Here is a 22,355-nt window from a genome sequence, read left to right as displayed (position 1 = left end):
GACGTTAGCCGCCGGGGCGCGGGCCCCGCCAAGTGGTTTCAGAGCCGGGTGCCGGTCGGCCGGGGTGGGGTGGGACCGGTGGCTTCGGGGGTGGGTCTCGCGGGGGGCCGGCGGCGCGCCGGACGTCCGTACCGGCCCGTGAGCCAGGAGGCCAGGGCGACGGTGAGGCCGAGGGCGACGAGGAGCCAGGAGGCGGTGCGCAGCGTTTCGGTGAGGGCGTCGTACACGGCGCCCGCGGCGGGGCCGTCCACCGGGCCGGGGAGTTCGGCGACGGTGAGCCGGCGGCCGACCAGCACGGCGAGGGCGAGCAGGGCTCCGCCGAGGGCGGTGCCGATCCCGGCGGCGGTGACGGCCCGGCGGCGGCAGGCGGCGACGGCGATGCCGGTGACCGCGAAGACGACGGCCGCGAGCGGCAGCCAGAAGGCGGCGACGTCGAGCACCTGGTAGCCCTTCCTGAGCCGGTCCGCCTCGTGGGCCGGGAGCACGGTGACGGCGGTGTGCCGGACGGGGATGCGCCGGGCGAAGGGCACGTGGTCCTCGGCGAGCCGGTCCCGCACGCGCTCGGTGACGGGGGCCAGATCGACGGTGACCGCGTGGCCGGCGGCGCCGTCGTCGCGCAGGGCGCGCAGTACGGCGGCGTGGACGGTGCGGTTGGCCGCGTCCCAGCCCTCGTGGAATGCCTCGGTGCGGGTGAACGACCGGGCCGCGTCCCGCACGAAGAGCCGCACGGCGCCGTTCACGGGGCCGGCCGTGGCCTCGTCGACGAACCCCGCGAACCCGGCGCCCAGCGTGTCGGCGGCCGCGTCCCGTACGGCCGGGTCGTCGGCGAGCGGGGCCACGGCCGCGACGTACCGCCCCGTGTCGGCCGGCCCGTGCATCGCCCAGCCCGCCAGCGTGGCGCACGGTGCGAGCAGGCTGGCGAGGGCGATGAGGACGGCCGACAGGGCGCTCCGGGAGCGGGGGGACACCCTCCCAGGCAAACCCCCGCGCCCTCGCCGGGCGACCGGCGTGACTGCAGATGGCCCCGCGTCGCGAGCCGGTCAGGTGGTCCCGGCACGGGCCGGGTTGCGGGTGCGGGCCGTCCGTGCCTCCTCGGCGTCCTGGTGGGTGGCGTAGTGGTAGTACAGCCCGGCCGTCACCGCGGCCGCGAGCAGCAGGGACACCAGGATGCAGGTGAACATGGCCACGCCGCTGCCCGAGTACAGGAAGCCCAGCGCGCTGCCCGCGAACGCCCCCCACAGCACCGCGTGGCCCTCGCGCGGCAGCCGGTCGGCCACCGTGCGGACCACGTACCAGAGGATGGCGAACGCGAGCACCGTCATGAAGCCGAACAGCAGGTTCCAGCCGGTGATGGGGCCGCCGTGGCGGCGGATGGACGCGGCCCAGTAGCCGTAGACCAGGCCGATCGCGAGGGGCATCGCCCACTTCGCCAGCAGGTGGGTCCGCGCGCCGAAGACGTCGGGCGGTGTGTGCCCGGACGCACCGGACGCACCGGACGCGCCCGTGCCCGCGCCGGTGCGGACACCGGTGGACGTTCCGCGTGTGGGTACCGCGTGAGCCATGGGAGCACTCCTCTCGCTCGCCCCCTTTCCCCCGTCTACCAGGGCACACCTGGGCCCGCCGACTGGCAAGTCAGGACGCGGGCGGTCGGGATGCGGGCCGGTCGGGCGCGTGTTTCGCTGGGGCCCGTGAGGGGTCGTGTCCGCAGGCCGGTGCGCGCCCGGTGGCGGCCGCTCGGCCGGCTCGTGCACGCCGCCGGACGGGGCGACGCCGTGTCCCGGCACGAACTGCTCAGCGTGCGCGGCCGCACGGTGGCCTGGGTGTTCCCGCTGCTGCTGCTCATCGGCATCGCCGCGGGCGACATCACCACCGGCGCCTTCGAGATCATCTCCTGGACGGTGCTGGTGCCGGGGGTCGCCGCTGCGATCTGCGGGGTGTGGGGGACGGCCGCCTTCGCGCTGCTCGCGCTCGTCGTCTACGTCATGGCCGACACCGTCTGGCAGCACCGGGAGGAGACCGGGCTGCCCGGCCTGGTCCTGGTCGCACTCGGCGGGGCCATCGCCGTGGTGGCCGCCGGGTACCGGGTCGGCGGGGAGCGGCGCATGCTGCACATGCGGGACATCGCCGACACCACCCGCCGCACCGTGCTGCGTCCGCTCCCGGTGGGCTTCGGCGGTATGGACCACGCCGCCGTGTACCTCGCCGCGGACAGCGTGGCCCGCGTCGGCGGCGACTTCTACGACATCCAGCCGGGACCGCACGGCACCCGCGTCCTCGTCGGCGACGTGCAGGGCAAGGGCCTCGGCGCGGTGGAGACGGCCGCCGCGCTGCTCGGCACCTTCCGCGAGGCGGGCTACCACGAACCGGACCTCGCGACGGTCGCCGAGCGCCTGGAGATCCGCATGGTGCGCCACCGCGCGCACACCGCCGCCCTCGGCCGGTCCGACGGCGACCGGTTCGCCACCGCCGTGCTGATCGGGTTCTCCCCCGGCCTGCCGGACGTCGTGGAGGCCGTCGTCTTCGGCCACGAACCGCCCATGGCGGTCGGCCCCCGCGGGGTGCGCGTGCTGCCGGTCGTGGGCGGGCTGCCGCTGGGCATGGCCGAACTGGCGCCCACCGGCCGGTCCGGGACGCCGCCGGTGCACCGGCTGCGCCTGGCCGAGGACGAGACACTGCTGCTGGTCACCGACGGGGTGACCGAGGCCCGGGACCCCGCCGGGGTCTTCTACCGGCCGGCCGACGACATCGCCCCTGCCGTCGCCGCCGACGCGCGCAGCGCCGCACCGACGCGGCTGGTGTCCCTCGTACGGGACGGCACGCTGCGGCACTGCCGGGGGCGGGTGGCCGACGACACCACGGTCTTCGCGGTACGGCGGACAACGGGCGGCCGGGAACCCGGCGCCGACTGCTGAGTGCCCCGCTGCGCGGCCGCAGCGGTTACGGTGCTGCGGTACGTGATCGACATGGGGGAGGGGACATGCCCGGAACCGTGCTGCTGCTCGCGGCGGCACCCGTGGGCCGTGGGTGCCTGGTGGACGCCGCCTCCGTGCTCCCCGTGCTCGCGGCCGTGCCGCCCGCCGTGCTCGCCGGCACGGACACGGCGAACGTCGTGGAACTCGCCGACCCGCTGGAGCCGCAGGCGGTCCTCACCCGGCTGCGGGCCGCGGCGGCGGCACCCGGACCGCTCACGGTCTACGTCGCCGGACAGCTCCAGCTGGACCGGCGCCAGCGCATGCCGCACCTGGCGCTGGCCCGCACGACGCCGTCGACCGTCCGCTACACCGCCCTGCCCTGGCACTGGATCCGCGAGGAGCTGCGGCTGCGGCCGAGCGGTGCGACGACGCTGCTGCTCGATCTGCACGCCGACCAGGAGACCTGGGAGTGGCTGCGGACCCGTCCGCTCGACTCGGGGCGCAACAACGCCGTCTACGGCCGCATCGCGCCGCCGCCCGCGCGGCGGACGGTGGCCGTCCCGTCGTACATGCGGGGCGTCGCGACGATCCTGCGCAGCGGGCACCGGCCGCCGGCCGACGAGCTGCACCAGCAGGCGCTGGCCCGCGCCGCCGCCGACGCCCCGGGCAGCGGTGCGGTGACCGGCGCCGACCTGGTGCTGACGGCGCCGGGGCCGGTGGCGGGTGACCCGCACGCCGTCATCGCCGCGGCCGTGCGCTCCGGGCGGCACGGGGACGCCGACGCGCTCGCCGCCCGGCACGAGCGGGTCGCGGCCCACGCGCAGGGGCCCGCCTCCGAGGACGCGCTGCACTGGACCGAGGTCCGGGCCGACCTGGCGATGTTCGCGGGCGACCCGGTGCGCAGCTGCCGGACCTGGCTGACGGTGGCCGAGGCCCGGCTCGGCGCCGGGCAGCCCCCGCAGGCGCCCGCGGTGGAGGCGGCCGTCGACCGGGCCCACCACCAGTGGGGGCTGATCCGCGACGCCGGACGGGCCCGCGAGCTGGGCGCGGCCCTCGCCGCGCTGCGCGGCCGCGTACCGGGCCGCCGCGAGGGCGCCCTGGACCACGTCCAGCGCGAACTGAGCCGCCTCCAGACCCAGGGGTGAGGGCATCCCCTCCCGGCGGGTGGTGCGGGTGGTGCGGGTGGCGGGTGGCCGGGGAGGACTAACCGTCCGACGAGGCCAGCTCCTCCGCGGGCGGGGCGATCTCGTGGGCCGGGGCCGGGGCGTGGGCCGAGTCCGTCGGGCCCGCGTTCGCGGCCAGCAGCAGGCAGGCCACGGCGGCCAGGGCGGCGGCGACTGCTCTGGCGTAACGTTCGGCTGCGCGGGTGCGTACGGGCACGGTGTCCTCTGCGGGATCAGGGATTGTGTCAAGCGCGGTTAAGCACGCTTAATACCCGGTTTAACCTAGAGCCGTCCGAGCCGAACGGCAAGAGCCTCATGGGGAGTTGGCAGTGGGGGACCGTGACGACCGAAACGCCATCGGGCGCCGGGTGCAGCGGCTGCGGGCCGAGCGCGGGATGACCCAGCGCCAGCTCGCGGAGCCGGCGTACACGCCCGCCTACATCTCCACCCTGGAGGCCGGCCGGGTCCGCCCCTCCGACGAGGCGCTGCGGCACCTCGCCGACCGGCTCGGCGTCGGCTACGAGGAGCTGGCCACCGGACGCCCCGCCCGCCTCGCCACCGACCTGCGGCTGCGGCTCACCGAGGCGCAGCGCACGCTGGCCACCGAGGGCGCCGAACAGGCGGCCGGCCAGTACGCCGGGCTGCTCGCCGAGGCCGAGGCGTACGAGCTGGCCGAGGAGCGGGCCGCGGCGCTGCTCGGACTCGGGGAGTGTGCCGTGGAGACCGGCGAACTGGCGGCCGGGCGGCAGTACTTCGAGCGGGCCGAGCAGTGCCTCGTGGAGGCCGGCGCCCCGCTGCCCGCCCGGGTTCCCGCTTTGCGCGGGCGGGCGCTGTCCCACTACCTGGCCGGTGAACTGCGGTACGCCGTCTACCTGCTGGAGACCACCCTCGACGAGCTGAACCGCGGCGGCCTGCACGACCCCGACGCGCTGCTGCTGCTCTACGCCAGCGCGATCGGCCCGTACATGGACATGGGCGCCCACGCGCGCGCCGCCCAGGCCGCCGAACTCGCCCTCTCCCTCGCCCCCAGCGCCGGGGACCCCGCACTGGTGGCCCGGATGCACCGGTCCGTGGCCCGCACGCTGCTCGCCGAGGGCCGTCTCGCCGACGCCGACGCCTCGCTGGCCAAGGCGGCCGAGCTGTACCGCACGCTGCAACTCCGCACCGAGCTGGCCAACTGCCACTGGATGCGCGGCTACGTCTGCGCCCAGAACGGCGAACTGCCGCGCGCCGAGGCGGAGATGCGCGAGGCCCTCGGCATGCTCTCGGCCACCCGTGCCGCCCTCTACAGCAGTCAGGTCGCGGTCGAGCTGGCCGACGTACTGCACCGGCGCGGCAAGTCGGAGGAGGCCGCGGAGCTGCTGCACGGGGTTCTCGACGACCTCTCCTCCGAGCGCGGCGCCGTGCACTCCGCGGGTGCGCACCGGCTGCTCGGCATCATCGCCGAGGACGCCCGGGACACCGAGGCCGCGGAGGAGCACTACGTCCGTGCGCTGAGCCTGCTGGAGCGGGCCGGTGCGGTCGGTGACCTGGCCGACCTGTGCCGGCTCCTCGGCGACCTGCTGCGCCGCACCGGCCGCGTCGAGGCGGCCCTGGACGCGTACCGCACCGGCCTCGGGCACCGCACCGCCCCCGGCACCACCACCCTGGGCCCGGCCCCCGCCCAGCCGCCGCTCTAGGCCCGCGGGTTCCCTGGCCCTAGACCTGGGCCCGGCCCTGGCGTCGGGCCTCCGTCAGGCGGTCGGCGCCCACCTCGACGGAGGTCCGGGTGGCGTCGTCGGCCGGTGTGCCGAGGGTGCCGTTGGTGAGGCTGATCGCGTCGTCGCCGACGCGGACGGCGACCAGGTCCACGGTGAGGACCCCGCCCGCGGTGTCCGTCCCGGTGTCCGCCCGGGGGTCCTCCCCGTCGTCCGGTGCCGTGTCGCCCACCGTCACCCGCAGGCCCCGGCGGGCGTCCCCGGCCTCCGGCAGGGGCAGGCCGGTGACCCGGACGTCCCGGGCGGTGCCGTGGGCGTCCCGCGCCTCGAAGCGCCCGCACGTGTCCGGCAGCGTCCCGAGCCACGCCAGGGTCCGGTCCAGGTCGGTGGCGCGGTAGGAGGTGACCCGGTAGTGCAGCTGGGCCCCGCCGTCCACGTCGTCCAGGGCGGCCGTGGCCCGGGGCGCGGTGGCGGCGCCGGTGCCGAAGAGCTCCTCGGTGTAGAGGACGTCCAGCAGCCGCCGGCAGTCGGTCCGCTCGGCGGTGGCCTTGAGCAACGCGTCCCGCCAGGTCGCGGCCCCCCGGGTCGGCTCCCACGTCTCCCCCAGGTCGTCCGCCCCGACCAGGGCCGCCCGCGCCTGCCCCCGGGTGAGCACCGGCGGCAGCTCGGCCGACGGAAGCACGGCCGGTGACTGCGCGGTCGGCGGCACGGGGCCGACCGGCCCCTCCGTCCCCCGCCCACCCTCGACGCAGGCGGACGCCGCCAACGCCAGCACCGCGGCGATCGCGGCGGCGAGCAGCGGGCGGGTGGCCGTGCGGTGCGACGCGGTGGTGGTGCCGGGCCGCGGGCGGGTGGTGGTGCCCGGCGGCAGGTGGGGCGCGGGGGTGGGTGACGGTCGGGCGGCGGGGGCGTGCTGCATCGGTGCCTCCTGGAGGGCCGGTGCGACCGGCGCCGTGCCGGATCGGTCACCCCTCCACGGCACCACCGTCCCCGCCCCGCCACCAGCGTGCGCGGCCGTCCGGGTGAGCGCGCCGGGCGGCCGCGCGGGCCGGTTACAGCCCCAGCCACACCGTCGTGTCCGGGCCCAGCCGGCCGCCGTCCTCCAGGGGCGCGCTGCTCAGCAGCACCTCACCGGCCGGCAGGTCGACCGCGGCTCCGGTGAGGTTGGTGACGCAGCGCCAGCCGTCCGAGCGGTCGAACCGCAGCACCCCCGCCGGTACGTCGTCCGACCAGGTCAGCGACTCGCCGTCGAGCAGCTTGCGGCGCAGGCGCAGCGCCGTGCGGTACAGCTCCAGCGTCGAGCCCGCCACCCCGTCCTGGGCCTGGACGGCGTACGCCGCGAAGCCCGGCGGCTGCGGCAGCCACGCCCCGCCCGCGCCGAAGCCGTACGAGGGCCCATCCGTCGTCCAGGGCAGCGGCACCCGGCAGCCGTCGCGGCCCTTGCGGACGTGTCCGGTCTGTTCCCAGATCGGGTCCTGGAGGACCTCGGCGGGCAGGTCGGCCACCTCGGGCAGCCCCAGCTCCTCGCCCTGGTAGAGGTAGGCCGAGCCGGGCAGCGCCAGCATCAGCAGCGTCGCCGCGCGGGCCCGGCGCAGCCCGGCCGCCGGGTCGACGGCGGGTGCGTGGCCGCCGGACAGCAGCCAGGCGTCGGTGTCCGTGTCCGGCGGCAGGACCAGGCGGGTGGCGTGCCGGACGACGTCGTGGTTGGACAGCACCCAGGTCGCCGAGGCCCCCGCGGCCCGCGCGTCGGCCAGCGAGCCGGTGATGACCTCGCGCAGCTCGGCCGCGTCCCAGCCGGTCTGCAGGTACTCGAAGTTGAAGGCCTGGCCGAGTTCGTCGGGCCGGGCGTACAACACGCGCCGGGGGCCCGGGACCCATGCCTCGGCGACGGCCGTGCGGGGCGGGGTGTAGGCGTCGAGGATCTTGCGCCAGTCGCGGTAGACCTCGTGGACGTCGTCGCGGTCGTAGAAGGGGTGGGTGCCGGGCGCGAACTGCGCGAGGGCCGCCTCGCCGCTCAGTTCGGGGGCGCCGAGGTCGCGCAGCGGCTCGGTCAGGTCCTTGACCAGCGCGTGCGCGACGTCGACGCGGAAGCCGTCGACGCCCCGGTCGCACCAGAACTTCAGCGTGGTGCGGAAGTCGGCGCGGACCTGTTCGTTCTCCCAGTTCAGGTCGGGCTGTTGGGGTGCGAACAGGTGCAGGTACCACTGGCCGTCGGGCACCCGCTGCCAGGCGCTGCCGCCGAAGACGGACTGCCAGTCGGTGGGCGGGAGTTCGCCGTTGGCCCCGCGACCGGCACGGAAGACGTACCGGTCCCGGGCCGCCGATCCGGGACCGGCGGCCAGCGCCTCCCGGAACCAGGCGTGGCGGTGCGAGGTGTGGTTGGGCACCAGGTCGACGATCACCTTCAGGCCCAGCCGGTGGGCCTCGGCGGCCATCGCGTCGAAGTCGTCCAGCGTGCCCAGGCGCGGGTCGACGTCGCGGTAGTCGTCGACGTCGTAGCCGCCGTCGGCGAGTTCGGAGGGGTAGAAGGGGCTGAGCCACAGGGCGTCGACGCCGAGGGCGGCCAGGTGGGTCAGCCGCTGGGTGACGCCGCGCAGGTCGCCGAGTCCGTCGCCGTCGGCGTCGGCGAAGCTGCGGGGATAGACCTGGTAGATGACGGCCTGCCGCCACCAGTTGGGGTCCTTGGACGACAGGTCGGGGGTGCTGGCGGTGCTGGGGGTGCTGCGTACGGTCACGCGGCCTCCTTCGAGATGCCGAGTCGGTACGTGCGGGCGACACGAACTGATCTGGTACGTCTGTCCAGATCACCCGAAAAGGGAACCCGTGCGCCCGCGACGCGCCGGGGGCTACGCCACCGTGCGCTCGACCGTGCCGAGGTACAGCTCCACGTACCGGGGCACGTCCACGTCCAACGCCACGTCCACCAGGGCCTGTTCGCGCATGCCGTCGTGCAGTTCGGACTCGCCGACGCGCAGCCGGCGGTCGACCAGGGTCTGGCCGCGGGACGGGCCGGGGGCCAGGGAGACCTCGACGGGCAGCCGGTGCGTGGTCAGGCCCGCCGGGTCGATCACCGCGCAGACCGCGCCCGCGTCGCCGAGCCCGCCGCCGGGGTCCGTCGCGTCGGTGGCCGGGCCGCGGTGGGCGAGCAGCTCCCCGGCGAGCCGGGTGCCGGGCTCGGCGCTCGCGCGCAGCCGCCGGACGTCCGGGCCGGGCACGATCACCCGCTCGAACACGTCGAGGCCGTACATCGTGATCGGCACCCCGGCGGTGAGCAGGATCGCGGCCGCCTCCGGGTCGTGCCACACGTTGAACTCGGCGACCGGCGTCGCGTTCCCGGTGGCCACCGCGCCGCCCATGAACACGATCCGCTCGATGTTGCCGGTGACCTCCGGGTGGGTGCGCAGCAGCAGTGCGATGTTGGTCAGCGGCGCGGTCGGGATCAGGGTGACCGGGCGCGGGGAGGCGAGGATCTCCCGGCGCAGCAGCGTCACCGCGTCCACGTCGGCGGGGGCACGGGTGGGCGCGGGCAGCCCGAGGTCGCCCATGCCGTCGGCCCCGTGCACGTGCCGCGCGGTGCGCACACCCTCGATCAGCGGCCGCTCGGCACCCCGGGCGACGGGGACGTCCGGGGCACCGGCCCGCTCCAGCACCGTCAGCGTGTTCCGGACGACACCCGCCACGTCCGTGTTCCCGGCGACGCAGGTGACCGCGCGCAGGTCGAGGCGCGGGTGCCGGACCGCCAGCAGCAGGGCCAGGGCGTCGTCGATGCCGGTGTCGCAGTCGATGATCACCGGAATGGGCTGCTGCTGCTCGGAGACGGTGCTCACGGCCGGGGGCTCCTTGTACTTCGCGGGGGGACGCCGATGCGGTGACCCTACGCGGGTGCCGCCGAGTTCCCCGGCTCGGGAGACTCGGGCGCACCCGTGCCGGGAGCGCGGGCTCAGGTGGACGGCCACAGCTCCGGGGCGCGGGCCTCGACCCGGTCGGTGATGCGGTGCAGCAGTTCGGTGCCGGGGAGCCGGCCCGGGCGGCGGCCGTCGCGCAGGCGTACGTCGACCAGGTCGCCGCTCTCCGCCTCCCGCGCGCCGATCACCGCCTGGTACGGCACCTTCCGCGCCGCTCGGACCCGGGCGCCGAGGCTGCCGCGCTCCGGGTCGGCGACCTCGGCGCGCAGGCCGCGGTCGACGGCCTGCCGTACGAGGGCGTGCGCCGCCTCCCGCTGGGCGTCGGCCACCGGCAGCACCACCAGCTGCACCGGGGCCAGCCACGCCGGGAAGGCGCCGCCGTGCGCCTCGATCAGGTGGGCGACCACTCGTTCCACGCTGCCGATGACGCTGCGGTGCACCATGACCGGGCGGTGCCGGGTGCCGTCGGGGCCGATGTAGCGCAGGCCGAAGCGTTCGGGCTGGTGGAAGTCGATCTGCACGGTCGACAGGGTCGACTCGCGGCCGGCCGCGTCCTCGATCTGCACGTCGATCTTGGGTCCGTAGAAGGCGGCCTCGCCCTCCACCGCCTCGTACGGCAGCCCCTCCAGGGCCTCGCGGAGCAGGGCGGTGGCCCGCCGCCACAGCTCCGGGTCCGCGACGTACTTGCCGCCCGGACCCGGCAGCGACAGGCGGTAGCGGGAGGCCCGGATGCCCAGGTCGGCGTGGGCGCGGCGGATGAGCCCGAGGGCGGCGCGGGCCTCGTCGGCGGCCTGGTCCGGGGCGCAGAAGACGTGCGCGTCGTTGAGGTGGATGGCCCGCACGCGGGTCAGTCCGCCGAGGACGCCGGAGGGCTCGGAGCGGTACATCGCGCCCAGCTCGGCGATGCGCAGGGGCAGTTCGCGGTAGCTGCGGGAACGGGAGCGGTAGACGAGGGCGTGGTGCGGGCACAGGCTCGGCCGCAGCACGACCTCCTCGGCGCCCAGCTCCATCGGCGGGAACATGTCGTCGCGATAGTGCTCCCAGTGCCCGGAGATCTCGTACAGCTCGCGTTTGCCGAGGACGGGGGAGTACACGTGCCGGTAGCCGGCCCGGCGCTCCGCCTCCCGGACGTACTCCTCAAGGGTGTGGCGGACGACCGCGCCGTCGGGCAGCCAGTACGGCAGGCCCGCGCCCATGAGCGGATCGGTGTCGAACAGCGCCAGTTCGCGGCCGAGCCGCCGGTGGTCGTGGTGATGGTCGTGGCCGTGGTCCCGGTCATGGTTCCGGTCGTGCACGGTGGTCTCCCTCGGAACGGTCCACGGGACGAGCACCACGCGACGAAGCCCCGGGGCGCTCGCCCCGGGGCTTCGGACTTCTGGTCAGCAGTCAGCGCGCCGGGACGGTCCCCGGCGTCGTCATCAAGGACGAGCAGGCGCGCTTCATGGGTGCGACGGTACGCAGGGCCGGGGCGCGGACGCGAGCGGTTTTTCCTCCGGCCGGGACCCTCAGCGGACGATCACCAGCTCGTGCGAGGTGGTGTTGAGCCGTCGCGCCCCGTCCTCCGTGCAGGTCACGACGTCCTCGATACGGACGCCGAAACGGTCCGGGAGGTGGACGCCGGGCTCGATGGAGAAGCACATGCCAGGTTCCAGGGGCTGGTCCTCGCCCTCCCCCAGATAGGGCGGCTCGTGGGTGGTGACGCCGACGCCGTGGCCGGTGCGGTGCGCGACGTGCCCGGCGTGACCGGCCTCCTCGAGCACCGCGCGGGCCGCCCGGTCGACGTCCTGGCAGGACGCCCCGGGCCGCACCGCCTCGAAGGCCGCCCGCTGCGCCGTCCGGACGGTCTCGTGGACCCGGCGCTCCTCGTCCGTCGGCGCCCCGACGTGGACGGTGCGGGCGATGTCGAAGCCGTAGCCGTCCCGCAGGCCGCCGAAGTCCAGGACGACCATGTCGCCGTCCCCGATGACCCGGTCCCCGGGCCGGTGGTGCGGGTCGGCGGCGTGCGGCCCGGCGCCCACCACCGTGAAGTCGACCCGGCTGCCGCCGTGCCCGCGCAGCAGTCCGGCCAGGTCGGCGGCCAGCTCCCGCTCGCTGCGCCCGCCGAAGCGCAGCCCGATGACCTCCTCGTACGCGGCGTCCGCCGCCGCTGCCGCGGCCGTCAGCCGGGCCACCTCGTCCGCGTCCTTCACCGCCCGCCGCATGGGCAGTACGACGGACAGCGGCTGGTAGGTGGCCAGCGGCAGGGACGCCTGGAGGCAGAGCAGGTGCAGCGCCCAGGTCGCGTCGGAGACGGCGTACCGCCCGTGCGGGCGCAGCAGTCCGGCCGCGGCGGCGTAGGCGTCCTGTCCCTCCCACCAGTCGGACACCCGTATCGCGCCCGCGCCGGGAGCCGCCTCGGCGGTCGGGCGGTCGATCGCGGGCACCAGCAGCCGGGGCTGGGAGGTGGCGGTGAGGACGAGGAGGGTGAGGCGTTCGGTGGTGGCGGTGGGCCGGTAGCCGCACAGCCACACCAGGTCGGGGCCGGGGGTGACCAGCACACCGGCGAGCCCGAGGGCGGCGGCCTCGTACGCGGTGCGGTCCATGCGGGCCGCGTAGACGTCCTCCGCGAAGGCGCCGGGGGCGGCGTCACCCACGGCCTCAGACGTGTCCCGGCCCACCGCTGCCGAAGGCTCCGCTGGACCCCGGCAGCCAGCGCCGCCGTTTCTGGTCCTCGCCGCGGCGGCTGCCCGAGTGGTGCAGTTCGTAGGGCATGAGCCGCGGGCTCCCGTTGTCGTTCAGCGGGATCTCGTCGGGTTCACGCATCTCCCGCTCCTCGCGGACGGCCCCGGTGTCCGGGAGGTGCGGCTGTTCGTCGGCGCGGGGGCGGTCGGGCTCCCGGTCCATGACCCGCATGCCGATGCGTACGGCCCAGACCAACGCCCCGGCGATCACCAGCCCGATGATGAAGACCACTGCCACCTTGAGCCCGCCCGAAGGCGCGGCCAGCACTACATACGTTGCCGTACTCATGTTCTGATTATGTACCCCCAAATGAGATAAAGCGCCTGATATGTCCCCATCTCTGTCCTTGCCTGTGTCCTTGCCTGTGTCCTCGCGATTGGGGCGGGCCGGTGCCTGGTACCCGGTCGGCGTCACCGGTGGAAGGAGCAGCCCATGACCGCGCCGTTGACGGCGGACGCCCATGAGTACGGCCTGGTCGGGGACGGCACCGCGGACGACGGGCCGGCCCTGCAGAAGCTGGTGGACGCACTGGGCGACGCCACCGCCGGGGACGGACGGCCGCGCACCGTGCGCGTGCCCGCCGGGCGGTACCTGATCCGGGACAAGCCCGTGCTCTGGCGCAGCGGCGTCTCGCTGGTCGGTGCCGGACGCGGCGCGACGTGCTTCGCGCTCACCAACCCGGGTGCCCCCACGCAGCCGGTTCCGCTGGCCTGGTTCACCACCGCGCAGCACGGCGCCGGACGGGATCACCACGTCGCCGACGTCACCTTCGCCCACTTCGAGATCGACGGTCTTGGGGTGGAGACCGAGGAGTACGAGGTCCTGGCCAAGGGCCTGGGCCTGCAGTACGTGCTGCGCGGGCGCTTCAGCGACCTGTGGATCCACGACACCGCCGCCACCGGCTTCGGGTGCGACTTCCTCCAGGACACGGTGGTGGAGGGGGTGCTGACCGAGCGGTGCGGGCGGCAGGACCCCGGCGAGAAGATGGGCGGTGCGGGCATCGGGATCGGGGTCGGCGGCTGGGGGCCGGTCGAACGGCTGGCGGTGACCGACTGCACCGCGCGCGGCAACGGCACCAACGGCATCTTCCTCGAACTCCAGCAGGACGACTGGGTCCCGCCCCGCGGCATCCGCCTCACCGCCTGCCACGCCGAGGACAACCGCTACGGCATCTCCGACTGGGGCGCCGACGGCCTCCTGGTCACCGGCTGCACCATGCTCGGCAACCACGTCGCCGGGTTCGACGTGTCGGCGCAGGGCACGACGAGCGTGGGCGGGCGCGGCGGCCTCGTCACCGGGTGCGTGATCGACGGCAACGCGGGGGACGGGATCGCGCTCGGCAACACCCCGGGGCCGTACGGCTTCCACGGCAACCGGGTGAGCAACAACGGGCGGTACGGCTACTGGGAGCACAACCTGTCCGGCGGCGACCAGGAACCCGCCACCGACATCGTCCTGGAGTCCAACGACATCCACGACAACGCGCTGGACGGCATCCGCGTCGACGCCCCGCTGCACGAGCCCGCGATCTTCAGCAACCGGATCCGGGGCAACGGCCGCCGGGCGGCGCCGGAGGCTCACGGGGGCGGCGAGGGCGTCCACTGCGGGCCGCTGTCCCTGACCGACGAGCGGGCCGACTGGCTGCCGGGCGGCCACCGCGGCAAAGAGCTGACGATCGGTGGCGAACCCGGCGGGGCCGAGGTCACCGCCGTGGTCACCGACAACACCGTCACCCGGCTCACGCTCGCCCCCCTGCGCCCGGGAGCCGACACCGCGTGGCCGGACGGCACCCCCGGCCCCGGCACCGCCTACCGCCTCCCGGACTCCCCGGCCCCGCGCGCCGGTCTCACCGCCGCCGCGGCCGTGACCCACCCGTACGTGCACGGCAACCGCGTCCGGGACGACGGGCGCCCCCGCACCCAGGTCCACGCGGTGTGGATCGCGCCCGAGGCCACCTGGACGGGCGGCCGGGTCTCCGGCAACGACTTCAGCGGCAACGGCTCGGCGTCGACCCGTTTCGACTCGGCGCCGAGCGGCGGACGCTGGCGCGACAACGCCGGGTGACGCGGGTGACGCGGGTGACGCACGCGGCGCACATGGCGCACGTGGCTGGGTGACGCGAGGGCCCCGGCACCGTCAGGGTGCGCGCAGCGCGTCCACCGCGATCCGGGCCGCGGTGCCGATCACCGCGTCCGCCGCCGGGAGTACGGCCGCGGTGTGGGCGGTGCGGGTGAAGACGGCCACGGCGTAGCGGCCGCCGTCGGGGTATTCGACGACGCCGACCTCGTTGCGCAGGGTCGGCAGGCTGCCGGTCTTGCCGGCCACGTGCACGTCGTCGAAGGGGAAGCCGGAGGCCAGGCGGTGCGGCCACACCTGGAGGCCCATGATCCGGCGCATCGCGGCGCCGTACTCGGCAGGGCACGCCTCGTCCCGCCAGACCGTGCCGAGCAGGCGGGTCATGTCCCGCGGGGTGCTGTGGTTGGTGCGGGCCGGGTCCAGGGCACGCAGCCGGGTGATGACGTGCGGGTCGGTCAGCGCCCGCGCTCCGTCGGGCCCTGCGTCCTCGCGCATGGTGCCCAGCATCTCGCCGAAGCCGTACACCGCCCGTGTCCGGGTGAGGCCGAGCCGGGCCGCGGTGCGGTTGACGGCGTCCAGACCGACCCGGCGCAGCAGCAGGTCGGCGGCGGTGTTGTCGCTGACGGACATCATCAGGAACGCGGCGTCGCGCAGCGACAGCCGGACCGGGTCGAGCATGGCCGCCAGCCCGGTGGGCCCCGGGGTGCGTCCGGCGGGCGGGCACTCGACCTGCTCGGTGAGGTCCAGGGCCCCGGCCGCCGCCAGCTCGTGCAGGGTCACCAGCACGCACAGCTTGTGGACACTGGCCGTGCACACCGGCTGGTCCGCCCCGGCGCCGATCTGCGCCCCCGAGTCGATGTCCACGGCGTGCAGCCACCCGGTGACCCCGGCGTCGGCGAAGGCCGCGTCCAGCCGTGCGGCGGTGGCGGTGTCGCTCATGACCGGTCCTCCGGTGCCGGGCCGATCCGTGCTGGGCACGCCGGGTAGCGGTGGGCGGCACCCGTGGCGGCGGCGGGCCGTGCGGGTCGGTGGCCCAAGGGGGCTGGGGCGCTCAAAGCCAGAACTCCGATGCCGGGCGTAGGTGCAGGGGCCGGGCGGGTGTCTCGGCGTGGGCGTCGGCCGTGGTGCGCAGGGCGTGGGTGGCCGCGTCCGCGAAGGCGCCGACGGCGGCGTCGCCGCGGCCCCGGGGCCACGCCGCGGAGTGCCGCCAGGCGGGCGGCGCCCCGGCCAGCGGGCGCCAGACCAGGTCCTGGTCGCCGGGGGTCACCAGCCGGGTGTCGCGGGGGCTGAGGGCGACGGCCCCGGACGACAGGACCAGGCCGCGGACGAAGCTCGCGCCCTGGCCGTGCCGTACCGCGGCGGGCGTGTAGCCGCCCCGGGCACAGGCCGTGAGCAGGTCGTCGTAGACCGCGGGGGCGTCGGCGCGCGGGAAGAGCACCAGGTCGTAGCCGGTGAGCGCGGCCAGCGGCACGGCGTCCAGCTCGGTCTGCGGCGCGCCCCGCGGCAGCAGCACGCCGAGGTCGCGGCGGAGCACCGGGCCCAGCTCCAGGCCGGTGACGTCGCACGGGTGGTGGATCAGGCCGACGTCCAGCTCGTGGGCGGCGAACCCGGCGAGCTGCTGGGCGGTGGTCAGCTCGTGCAGCTCCAGTTCGAGCCCCGCGTGCCGGCGGCGGAAGTCGGCCAGCAGCGCGGCGACGGTCTCGCCGGAGATGTCGGGGGACAGGGCGGCGCGCAGCAGACCGCTCTCGCCGTCCCGGATGCGGCGCGCCGCGGTCCGCAGTGACTCGGCGCGGGCCAGCAGCTCACGGGCCTCGGCGAGCAGCAGCGTGCCCGCCTCGGTGATCGCCACCTGGCGGCTGGTGCGCTCGAAGAGCCGGACGCCCAGCTCCTTCTCCAGTCGCTGGATGCGCTGCGACAGGGGCGGCTGGGCCATGCCGAGCCGGGCGGCGGCACGCCCGAAGTGTGACTCTTCTGCAACAGCCACGAAGCACTCCAGGTGCCGCACCAGGTCCACGACCAGTAATCATATCGGTGATTGATCGATCCGACATCCATATCGGTCTTGGACAGGGACTCGGCGGGGTTGCTCTCCTCGGGCCATGCGCTCCTTCCGCGGCCGTGCCCCTGCCCCTGCCCCTGCCCCTGCCTCTGTCTCTGCCTCTCCTGCCCCTGCCTCTGTCCCTGCCGGTGCAGATGCCCCTGTCCGTGCCCGTGCGCATGGCCGTGCCCGCGACTTCGCGGTCCGTGCCCGCCGGTGGCCCGGTGTCCTCGCCCTCGCGGTCGTCCTCCCCCTGGCGGGCTGCGCCAGCGACTCCGGCCGTCCGGCCGCCGCGCCCTCGGCGAGCGGCTCGTCCGCCGTCGGCGGCGGTACGGCCACCGCGGCGCCGGAGGTCAGGGCCCAGCTCCGGGTGGACGGTGACATCCGCCAGTACCTCCTGCACCGGCCACCCGCCCCGCCCGCCGATGGCGAAGGCGACGGTCCGAAGCCCCTCCTCATCGCGTTCCACGGCCGTGGCGCCGACGCCGCCGAACTGCGGGCGAAGACGCGGCTGGAGCGGGCCGCCACCGCGCGCGGCATGCTCGTCGCCTTTCCCGAGGGGCTCGGCCACGGCTGGGGCGCGGGCGCACAGGCGACGAAGCAGCGTCCCGACCCCGCCCTCGACGTGCGGTTCACCGAGGCGCTGATCAAGCACCTGGCCCGCACCGAGCGGGCCGACCCCGACCGGGTCTACGTCGCCGGGTTCTCCAACGGCGGCTCGATGGCCCTGCGCATGGCCGCCGAGCGCCCCGCCCTGCTCGCGGGCGCGGCCTCGGTCTCCGGTCAACTGCCCACGGGGGACGCCGCGGTGGAGCCCACCGGGTCCGTCCCCGTCATGGTCGTCTACGGCGCCGACGACCCCGTACGGCCGCTCACGGGCCTGCCCTCCCCGCCGCCGGACCCCGAGGAGCCGATCCTGCCGACCCGTTCGGCCCGGGACAGCGCGGCGGCGTTCGCGGCGGCCGGGGGCGGGGGCGAGCCGGTCACGCGGGAGGAGAAGGGCTACGACCGGACGGTGTGGCGGCTCGGGAAGGAAGCCCCCGGCGGCGACCGGCGGTCCGGCGGCACCGTGCAGCTCCTCGTCGTCGACGACGCCGGTCACACCTGGCCGGGTTCGACCGTCCCGCCGCCCGAGGGGTTCGGCCCTGTCAGCACGGCCCTCGACGCCACCGACACGATCCTCGACTTCTTCACCGACCCCGGCCCCGGCCACTGACCGGCTCCGGCCCCGGCCTCGGCCGCTGACCCCGCTCCGACCCCGGCCCGGCCACTGACCCGACGAAGGACCTGCCATGCCCGACCTCATGCCCGACGCCCCCCACCTCGCCTCCTCCTCCCGCCGCCGCAGGCCACGCAACGGTGTGCGGGCCGTCGCCGCCGTGGGCGTCGTACTCGCGGTCGCCGCGGGCGGCTCGTACGCCGCCGGGTTCGGCCCCTTCGCGCGCGGCGACGACGGACCCGACCCGGCCGCGATGAAACAGGCGCGCGCCTTCCTCGCCGACTGGGCCGCCGGCCGGCTGCCGAGCGCGGCCGGACGCACCACCGAGCCCGGCAAGGCGCAGGAGGTGCTGCAGAGCTTCACCGCGGGGCTCGACATCGAGAAACCGAAGCTGACGGCGGCGGACGACGACGTGAAGGAGGGCGAGGACGGCACCCTCGGCGTCCCCTTCACCGCGCGGATGCCGGTCACCGGCCTGGGCACCTGGACGTACGAGTCGGAGCTGCCGCTGCGCGAGCAGGACGGGGGCTGGAAGGTGGACTGGCGGCTGTCGCTGGTGCACCCGCGGCTGAGCGAGACGGAGAAGTTCCGCCTGGAGCGCGAGGAGAGCGCCCCGCCGAAGGTCACGGACCGCGAGGGCGTCTCGCTCGTGGGCGCCCAGTACCCGTCCCTGTCCCCGCTCCTGGGCCGGCTCGCCGGTGACGCGGGCGGCGGCGGTCCGCGCGGCGCGGTCGAGCTGGTCGACCGGGCCAGCGGCGAGACCGTGCGCACCGAGGCGTCCTTCGGCAAGAAGCCCGACCCGGCGACGGCGGACCGGCCCGTGCGCACCACCCTGGACGCCGGCTGGCAGTCCGCCGCCGAGCAGGCTCTCGGGGAGGCCGACGGCAAGAACGCCTCCCTCGTCGCCCTGCGCGTCGACAACGGCGAGGTGCTCGCCCTCGCCAACTCTCCCTCCTCCGGCTTCAACCGTGCCGCGTCCGGCACCTACGCGCCCGGCTCCACCTGGAAGATCGTCACGAGCAGCGCCCTGCTTCTCAAGGACGCGGTCGCGCCCGACGACGTCGTGGACTGCCCCAAGTACCTGACCGTGGGCAAGGAGTTCCACAACGTGGAGACCTCCGAACACCCGGGCGCCACCTTCCGCAAGGACTTCACGGAGTCGTGCAACACCGCGTTCATCAGCCTGCGCGGCAAGCTCGACGACGGGGAGCTGGGCAAGGTCGCCCGCACCTACTTCGGGGTCGGCCAGGAGTGGCACATCGGCATCCCGACGTACGACGGCTCGGTGCCGGTGCCCAAGGACGAGACGGAGAAGGCCGCGTCGATGATCGGGCAGGGCCGGGTCCAGGCCAACCCCCTGATCATGGCGTCGGTGACGGCCACCGCGGTCTCCGGCGAGTTCCACCAGCCGTCCGTCACCGCGGGCAACGAGGACGAGACCCGCACCGAGCCGCTGCCCGACGAGGTCGTCAGCCAGTTGCGCGGGCTGATGCGGGCCACCGTCACCGACGGCACCGCGCGCGTCCTGGCCGACCTGCCCGGCGAGATCGGCGCCAAGACCGGCACCGCCGAGGTCTCCGACGACCAGGACAACAACGGCTGGCTCGTCGCCCACCGGGGCAACGTCGCCGTCGCCGTGGTCGTCGAGGAGGGCGTCACCGGCGGCGGCTCGGCGGGGCCGATCGTGCACAGCCTGCTGTCGGCCGTACCGGAGGACCCGTCCTGAGGCCCCTTCTTGAGGACCCTTCTTGAGCCCGTCCCGAGGGGATCAGCCGAGCCGCACCGGCAGTTCCGTCAGCCCCCGCAGCAGGGTGCTGGTGCGCCAGGTGAGGGTCGCCGGGTCGGCGGCCAGGGCGAGCGCGGGATGCCGGTCGAGGAGCAGGCGTACGGCGACGGCGGCCTCGAGGCGGGCCAGCGGGGCGCCCAGGCAGTGGTGCGGGCCGTGGCCGAAACCGAGATGGCCGCGCGGGCGGCGGCCGATGTCGAAGCGGTCGGGGTCGGGGAAGTGCGCCGGGTCGCGGGAGGCGGCGGCGAGGGAGACGAGTACCGAGTCGCCCGCCGCGATCGCGGTGCCCGCCAGCTCCAGCGGCTCGGCCGCGAAGCGGAACGCGGAGGCGTGGACCGGGGAGTGGTACCGCAGCGACTCCTCCACGGCGGCCTCGGTCAGCTCCGGCTCGGCGCGCAGGCGGGCGAGCTGGTCGGGGTGGGTGAGCAGGCCGTGCACCGTGGCCGAGATCAGGTTGACGGTCGTCTCGTGCCCGGCGACCAGGATGAGGAAGGCCATGCCGAGCAGTTCGCCGGGGGTGAGTTCGCCGCTGTCGGCGGCGGTGACCAGATCGCCGAGCAGCGTGCCGTCCGGGGTGCGGCGCTTGGCGTCGGTCAGCTCGGTGAGGTAGCCGGTCAGCGCGGTCGCCGCTGCCCCGGCCGCTTCCGGCGAGGTGGGCATGACCAGCTCGTTCGACCAGGTGTGGAAAGTTGCTCGGTCGCTCTCCGGGATGCCCAGCAGCTCGCAGATCACCGTGACCGGCAGCGGCAGCGCGTACCGGGCGACCAGGTCGGCCGTGCCCGCTCGCGGCAGCGCGTCCAGCAGGTCGTGCGCGATGTGCTCGACGCGCGGGCGCAGGGCGGCGGTCCGGCCCGGCGTGAAGTGTCCGGCGACCAGCCGGCGCAGGCGGGTGTGGAGCGGCGGGTCGCTCTGCAGCATGTTGTGGCCGATGGCGTGCCCGCCGTCGCTGTCCCAGGAAGCGGAGTGCCGGATGTCGTTGCGCAGCCGCGGGTCGGTGAGCGCGGCCCGTGCCGCGTCGCGCGTCACCACCAGCCAGCTCTCGCCGCTGCCCGGCACGAGCGCCCGGTGCACGGCGCCCACGGCCCGCAGGGCGGCCAGTTCCTCGGAGGTGGGCGCGGTCATGGGACCTCCTGTGCACCTGTGAAGGGACATTGAACCGGGGAGTGCTCCCCATTTCCTCGGCCGACGATAGCATCGGCGTTCGGAGCACGGGGAGCACTCCCCGGTTCGTACGACCCGGAGGGTGAGGATGACCGTCGGCGCACGCGACGGAGCGCCCCGGCAGCGACGTGACGCACGGCGCAACCGGGAGCTTCTGCTGGAGGCGGCCCACGAGGTGTTCACCGAGCAGGGGCTGGACGCGCCGCTGGACGTGATCGCGCGCCGGGCGGGGGTCGGCAACGCGACGCTCTACCGCCACTTCCCCACCCGTGCCGCCCTGGTGGACGCCGTGTTCCGGGATTCGCTGACGGGCACGATGGACGCCGGCGAGCGGGCCAGGAGGGCCCCGGACGCGTGGGCGGGCCTCACCGCCTATCTGGAGGCGGTCTTCGGCACCCTGGCCGCCGACCGCGGCTCCAACGACCTCATGACCACGCATCTGCGGGGCGTCGGGAGTCTGGAGGCCGTGCACGAGCACAACCGCGGGACCGTGGACGCGCTGCTGTCCCGGCTCCGCGACGAGGGCACCGTCCGCGCCGACGTCACCACCGAGGACGTACTGTTCGGCCTCGCGGCCCTCGGCCGAGCCGTCCCGGCCCTGACCGCGGCGACGACGACGCCGACGGACGGGGCGGCGCCCGGCGCCGCGACAGCCGCCCCGTCGGACGCCTGGCGGCGCCCCCTCGCCCTGTTCCTGGCGGGGCTGCGCACCGCGCCGGTCGCCGGGGCGCTGCCCGCGCCCGCACTCACCGCCGCCGAACTCGGCGAGGTGCTGCGTGAGCTGGGTCCGCACCGCACCCGCGCCGGGGACCGCGCCCCCGGCGCGTGAGGCGGGCCGGGCTCAGCCCCGGGGGCCGGTGTCGGTGCCGGGGTCCTCGCGCTTGACCGTCTCGCCCTGGATGACGCGCGGCGTCCCCGGTTCGTCCGCGTCCCTCGCCGCGCGGGCCTCGGACTTGAGGATGCGGGCCGACTTGCCGGCCGAGCGGGTCAGCTCGGGGAGTTTCTTCACGGCCAGGACGGCCGCGACGACGATGAGAATGATCGCGAGCTCGCTCAGTCCGAACACGGCGCTCCCCTGGTGAACGTACGGTGCGGGTCCGCGGCACGGACCCGACCACGGAATCTACGGCAAGGCCGGCGGGCCCGGTGCCCGCGCGGCCCGGAGGCTGTCAGAGGTCGAACTCGTTCAGAGGTCGAACTCGTGCGGCGGCAGGTCCAGGGCGTAGCACGCCTCGCGGACCACGGCGCGCTCGTCCTTGTCGAAGTCCCCGTCGGCGCCGCCGATCACGATGCCGATCTGGACCACGGCCCGTGCCTCGGCGGGCTTCTTCTTCGCCTTGGCGATCTCCTGGAGGATGCCGACCTTGCCGAAGGCGAAGTCGGCGGTCAGCTTGTCCAGGTTGCTCTCGAAGCGGCGGCGCAGGTCGTCGGCGGGGAAGTTCTGCAGCACCTCGTTGGTCGAGATCAGCTGGGCGACCCGCTGCCGCTCCGAGGGGTCGACGCTGCCGTCGGCCGCCGCGACCAGCGCGCACATCGCCATGCTCGCGTCGCGGAAGGCGCCGCTCTTGAGGTCGTTCTTCTTCGCCACGAGCTGCGTCTGCATCTGCGACGCGGACTCCTTGAAGCGGTCCCACAGGGCCATGAGAACTCCGTACTCCGTACCGGTCGGACGGGAAG

Annotated in this window: 20 protein-coding genes; 7 read left to right on the top strand and 13 right to left on the bottom strand. The window is 75.4% G+C overall.

Annotated elements, in window-relative coordinates:
* Positions 1-38: 38 nt before the first annotated feature.
* Both IE258_RS06765 and IE258_RS06760 read right to left on the bottom strand, forming a co-directional pair.
* Positions 39-968 (bottom strand): hypothetical protein, encoded by a 930-nt coding sequence (locus IE258_RS06765; RefSeq protein ID WP_189740227.1) that lies wholly within the window; start codon positions 966-968, stop codon positions 39-41.
* Between the two features lie 72 nt (positions 969-1,040).
* Positions 1,041-1,562, bottom strand: a complete 522-nt coding sequence (locus IE258_RS06760) for a hypothetical protein (RefSeq protein ID WP_189740224.1) — start codon at positions 1,560-1,562, stop codon at positions 1,041-1,043.
* Between the two features lie 90 nt (positions 1,563-1,652).
* On the opposite strand from IE258_RS06760, the gene IE258_RS06755 reads away from it, so the two are divergent.
* The 3 genes from IE258_RS06755 (at position 1,653) to IE258_RS06745 (ending at position 5,754) form a co-directional block, all read left to right on the top strand.
* The gene (locus IE258_RS06755; RefSeq protein ID WP_189740221.1) at positions 1,653-2,912 is read left to right on the top strand and encodes a PP2C family protein-serine/threonine phosphatase; all 1,260 of its coding nucleotides are present in this window, start codon (positions 1,653-1,655) and stop codon (positions 2,910-2,912) included.
* A gap of 65 nt (positions 2,913-2,977) precedes the next feature.
* Positions 2,978-4,057 carry a hypothetical protein gene (locus IE258_RS06750; RefSeq protein WP_189740218.1) on the top strand — a complete coding sequence of 360 codons (1,080 nt, stop codon included), beginning with the start codon at positions 2,978-2,980 and terminating at the stop codon, positions 4,055-4,057.
* Between the two features lie 347 nt (positions 4,058-4,404).
* Positions 4,405-5,754 (top strand): helix-turn-helix domain-containing protein, encoded by a 1,350-nt coding sequence (locus IE258_RS06745; protein WP_159325016.1) that lies wholly within the window; start codon positions 4,405-4,407, stop codon positions 5,752-5,754.
* A gap of 19 nt (positions 5,755-5,773) precedes the next feature.
* Here IE258_RS06745 and IE258_RS06740 read toward each other — a convergent pair whose 3' ends face one another.
* The 6 genes from IE258_RS06740 to IE258_RS06715 all read right to left on the bottom strand — a co-directional run bounded on the left by IE258_RS06740 (position 5,774) and on the right by IE258_RS06715 (position 12,686).
* Positions 5,774-6,691: a hypothetical protein gene (locus IE258_RS06740; RefSeq protein ID WP_229891965.1), complete on the bottom strand. Its 918-nt coding sequence runs from the start codon at positions 6,689-6,691 to the stop codon at positions 5,774-5,776.
* A gap of 133 nt (positions 6,692-6,824) precedes the next feature.
* A complete protein-coding gene (locus tag IE258_RS06735) occupies positions 6,825-8,507 on the bottom strand; it encodes a glycoside hydrolase family 13 protein (protein WP_189740216.1) in 1,683 nt (560 codons plus the stop codon).
* 111 nt (positions 8,508-8,618) lie between these two features.
* On the bottom strand, positions 8,619-9,599 hold the full coding sequence (locus IE258_RS06730) for a nucleoside hydrolase (RefSeq protein WP_189740213.1): 981 nt from the start codon (positions 9,597-9,599) through the stop codon (positions 8,619-8,621).
* A gap of 113 nt (positions 9,600-9,712) precedes the next feature.
* Positions 9,713-10,972: a threonine--tRNA ligase gene (gene thrS, locus IE258_RS06725; protein WP_189740210.1), complete on the bottom strand. Its 1,260-nt coding sequence runs from the start codon at positions 10,970-10,972 to the stop codon at positions 9,713-9,715.
* A 210-nt stretch (positions 10,973-11,182) separates the two neighbouring features.
* On the bottom strand, positions 11,183-12,310 hold the full coding sequence (locus IE258_RS06720) for an aminopeptidase P family protein (protein ID WP_189740207.1): 1,128 nt from the start codon (positions 12,308-12,310) through the stop codon (positions 11,183-11,185).
* Between the two features lie 4 nt (positions 12,311-12,314).
* On the bottom strand, positions 12,315-12,686 hold the full coding sequence (locus tag IE258_RS06715; protein WP_159325022.1) for a DUF6479 family protein: 372 nt from the start codon (positions 12,684-12,686) through the stop codon (positions 12,315-12,317).
* A 144-nt stretch (positions 12,687-12,830) separates the two neighbouring features.
* Between IE258_RS06715 and IE258_RS06710 the strand changes: the two genes are divergently transcribed.
* Positions 12,831-14,462: a right-handed parallel beta-helix repeat-containing protein gene (locus IE258_RS06710; RefSeq protein ID WP_189740204.1), complete on the top strand. Its 1,632-nt coding sequence runs from the start codon at positions 12,831-12,833 to the stop codon at positions 14,460-14,462.
* A 72-nt stretch (positions 14,463-14,534) separates the two neighbouring features.
* Here IE258_RS06710 and IE258_RS06705 read toward each other — a convergent pair whose 3' ends face one another.
* On the bottom strand, positions 14,535-15,413 hold the full coding sequence (locus IE258_RS06705) for a serine hydrolase (protein ID WP_189740201.1): 879 nt from the start codon (positions 15,411-15,413) through the stop codon (positions 14,535-14,537).
* A 112-nt stretch (positions 15,414-15,525) separates the two neighbouring features.
* Positions 15,526-16,458: a LysR family transcriptional regulator gene (locus tag IE258_RS06700; RefSeq protein WP_229891964.1), complete on the bottom strand. Its 933-nt coding sequence runs from the start codon at positions 16,456-16,458 to the stop codon at positions 15,526-15,528.
* 424 nt (positions 16,459-16,882) lie between these two features.
* Between IE258_RS06700 and IE258_RS06695 the strand changes: the two genes are divergently transcribed.
* The gene (locus tag IE258_RS06695) at positions 16,883-17,728 is read left to right on the top strand and encodes a CE1 family esterase (RefSeq protein ID WP_229891963.1); all 846 of its coding nucleotides are present in this window, start codon (positions 16,883-16,885) and stop codon (positions 17,726-17,728) included.
* 88 nt (positions 17,729-17,816) lie between these two features.
* Positions 17,817-19,457, top strand: a complete 1,641-nt coding sequence (locus IE258_RS06690; protein ID WP_189741146.1) for a penicillin-binding transpeptidase domain-containing protein — start codon at positions 17,817-17,819, stop codon at positions 19,455-19,457.
* A gap of 42 nt (positions 19,458-19,499) precedes the next feature.
* Here the strand turns inward: IE258_RS06690 and IE258_RS06685 are convergent, their stop codons facing one another.
* Positions 19,500-20,639 carry a cytochrome P450 family protein gene (locus IE258_RS06685; protein WP_189740193.1) on the bottom strand — a complete coding sequence of 380 codons (1,140 nt, stop codon included), beginning with the start codon at positions 20,637-20,639 and terminating at the stop codon, positions 19,500-19,502.
* Positions 20,640-20,766: 127 nt separating this feature from the next.
* On the opposite strand from IE258_RS06685, the gene IE258_RS06680 reads away from it, so the two are divergent.
* Positions 20,767-21,507, top strand: coding sequence for a TetR/AcrR family transcriptional regulator (locus IE258_RS06680; RefSeq protein ID WP_189740190.1), 741 nt, complete (start codon positions 20,767-20,769; stop codon positions 21,505-21,507).
* Between the two features lie 12 nt (positions 21,508-21,519).
* Here IE258_RS06680 and IE258_RS06675 read toward each other — a convergent pair whose 3' ends face one another.
* Both IE258_RS06675 and IE258_RS06670 read right to left on the bottom strand, forming a co-directional pair.
* Entirely contained in the window at positions 21,520-21,744 is a 225-nt protein-coding gene (locus IE258_RS06675) for a twin-arginine translocase TatA/TatE family subunit (protein ID WP_127894981.1), read from the bottom strand.
* Positions 21,745-21,864: 120 nt separating this feature from the next.
* Positions 21,865-22,320 (bottom strand): tellurite resistance TerB family protein, encoded by a 456-nt coding sequence (locus tag IE258_RS06670; RefSeq protein ID WP_127894980.1) that lies wholly within the window; start codon positions 22,318-22,320, stop codon positions 21,865-21,867.
* Positions 22,321-22,355: the final 35 nt, after the last annotated feature.

The organism is Streptomyces tendae, assembly GCF_014650435.1.
Lineage (GTDB): Bacteria > Actinomycetota > Actinomycetes > Streptomycetales > Streptomycetaceae > Streptomyces > Streptomyces tendae.
Note: the sequence above shows the minus strand (reverse complement) of the source record. Positions and strands in the feature narration are given on the sequence as shown.

Coding starts and splice junctions, on each gene's coding strand:
- IE258_RS06760 (WP_189740224.1), bottom strand. CDS start 1,562: ATGGCTCACGCGGTACCCACACGCGGAACGTCCACCGGTGTCCGCACC.
- IE258_RS06755 (WP_189740221.1), top strand. CDS start 1,653: ATGCGGGCCGGTCGGGCGCGTGTTTCGCTGGGGCCCGTGAGGGGTCGT.
- IE258_RS06750 (WP_189740218.1), top strand. CDS start 2,978: ATGCCCGGAACCGTGCTGCTGCTCGCGGCGGCACCCGTGGGCCGTGGG.
- IE258_RS06740 (WP_229891965.1), bottom strand. CDS start 6,691: ATGCAGCACGCCCCCGCCGCCCGACCGTCACCCACCCCCGCGCCCCAC.
- IE258_RS06715 (WP_159325022.1), bottom strand. CDS start 12,686: ATGAGTACGGCAACGTATGTAGTGCTGGCCGCGCCTTCGGGCGGGCTC.
- IE258_RS06710 (WP_189740204.1), top strand. CDS start 12,831: ATGACCGCGCCGTTGACGGCGGACGCCCATGAGTACGGCCTGGTCGGG.
- IE258_RS06705 (WP_189740201.1), bottom strand. CDS start 15,413: ATGAGCGACACCGCCACCGCCGCACGGCTGGACGCGGCCTTCGCCGAC.
- IE258_RS06690 (WP_189741146.1), top strand. CDS start 17,817: ATGCCCGACGCCCCCCACCTCGCCTCCTCCTCCCGCCGCCGCAGGCCA.
- IE258_RS06685 (WP_189740193.1), bottom strand. CDS start 20,639: ATGACCGCGCCCACCTCCGAGGAACTGGCCGCCCTGCGGGCCGTGGGC.
- IE258_RS06680 (WP_189740190.1), top strand. CDS start 20,767: ATGACCGTCGGCGCACGCGACGGAGCGCCCCGGCAGCGACGTGACGCA.
- IE258_RS06670 (WP_127894980.1), bottom strand. CDS start 22,320: ATGGCCCTGTGGGACCGCTTCAAGGAGTCCGCGTCGCAGATGCAGACG.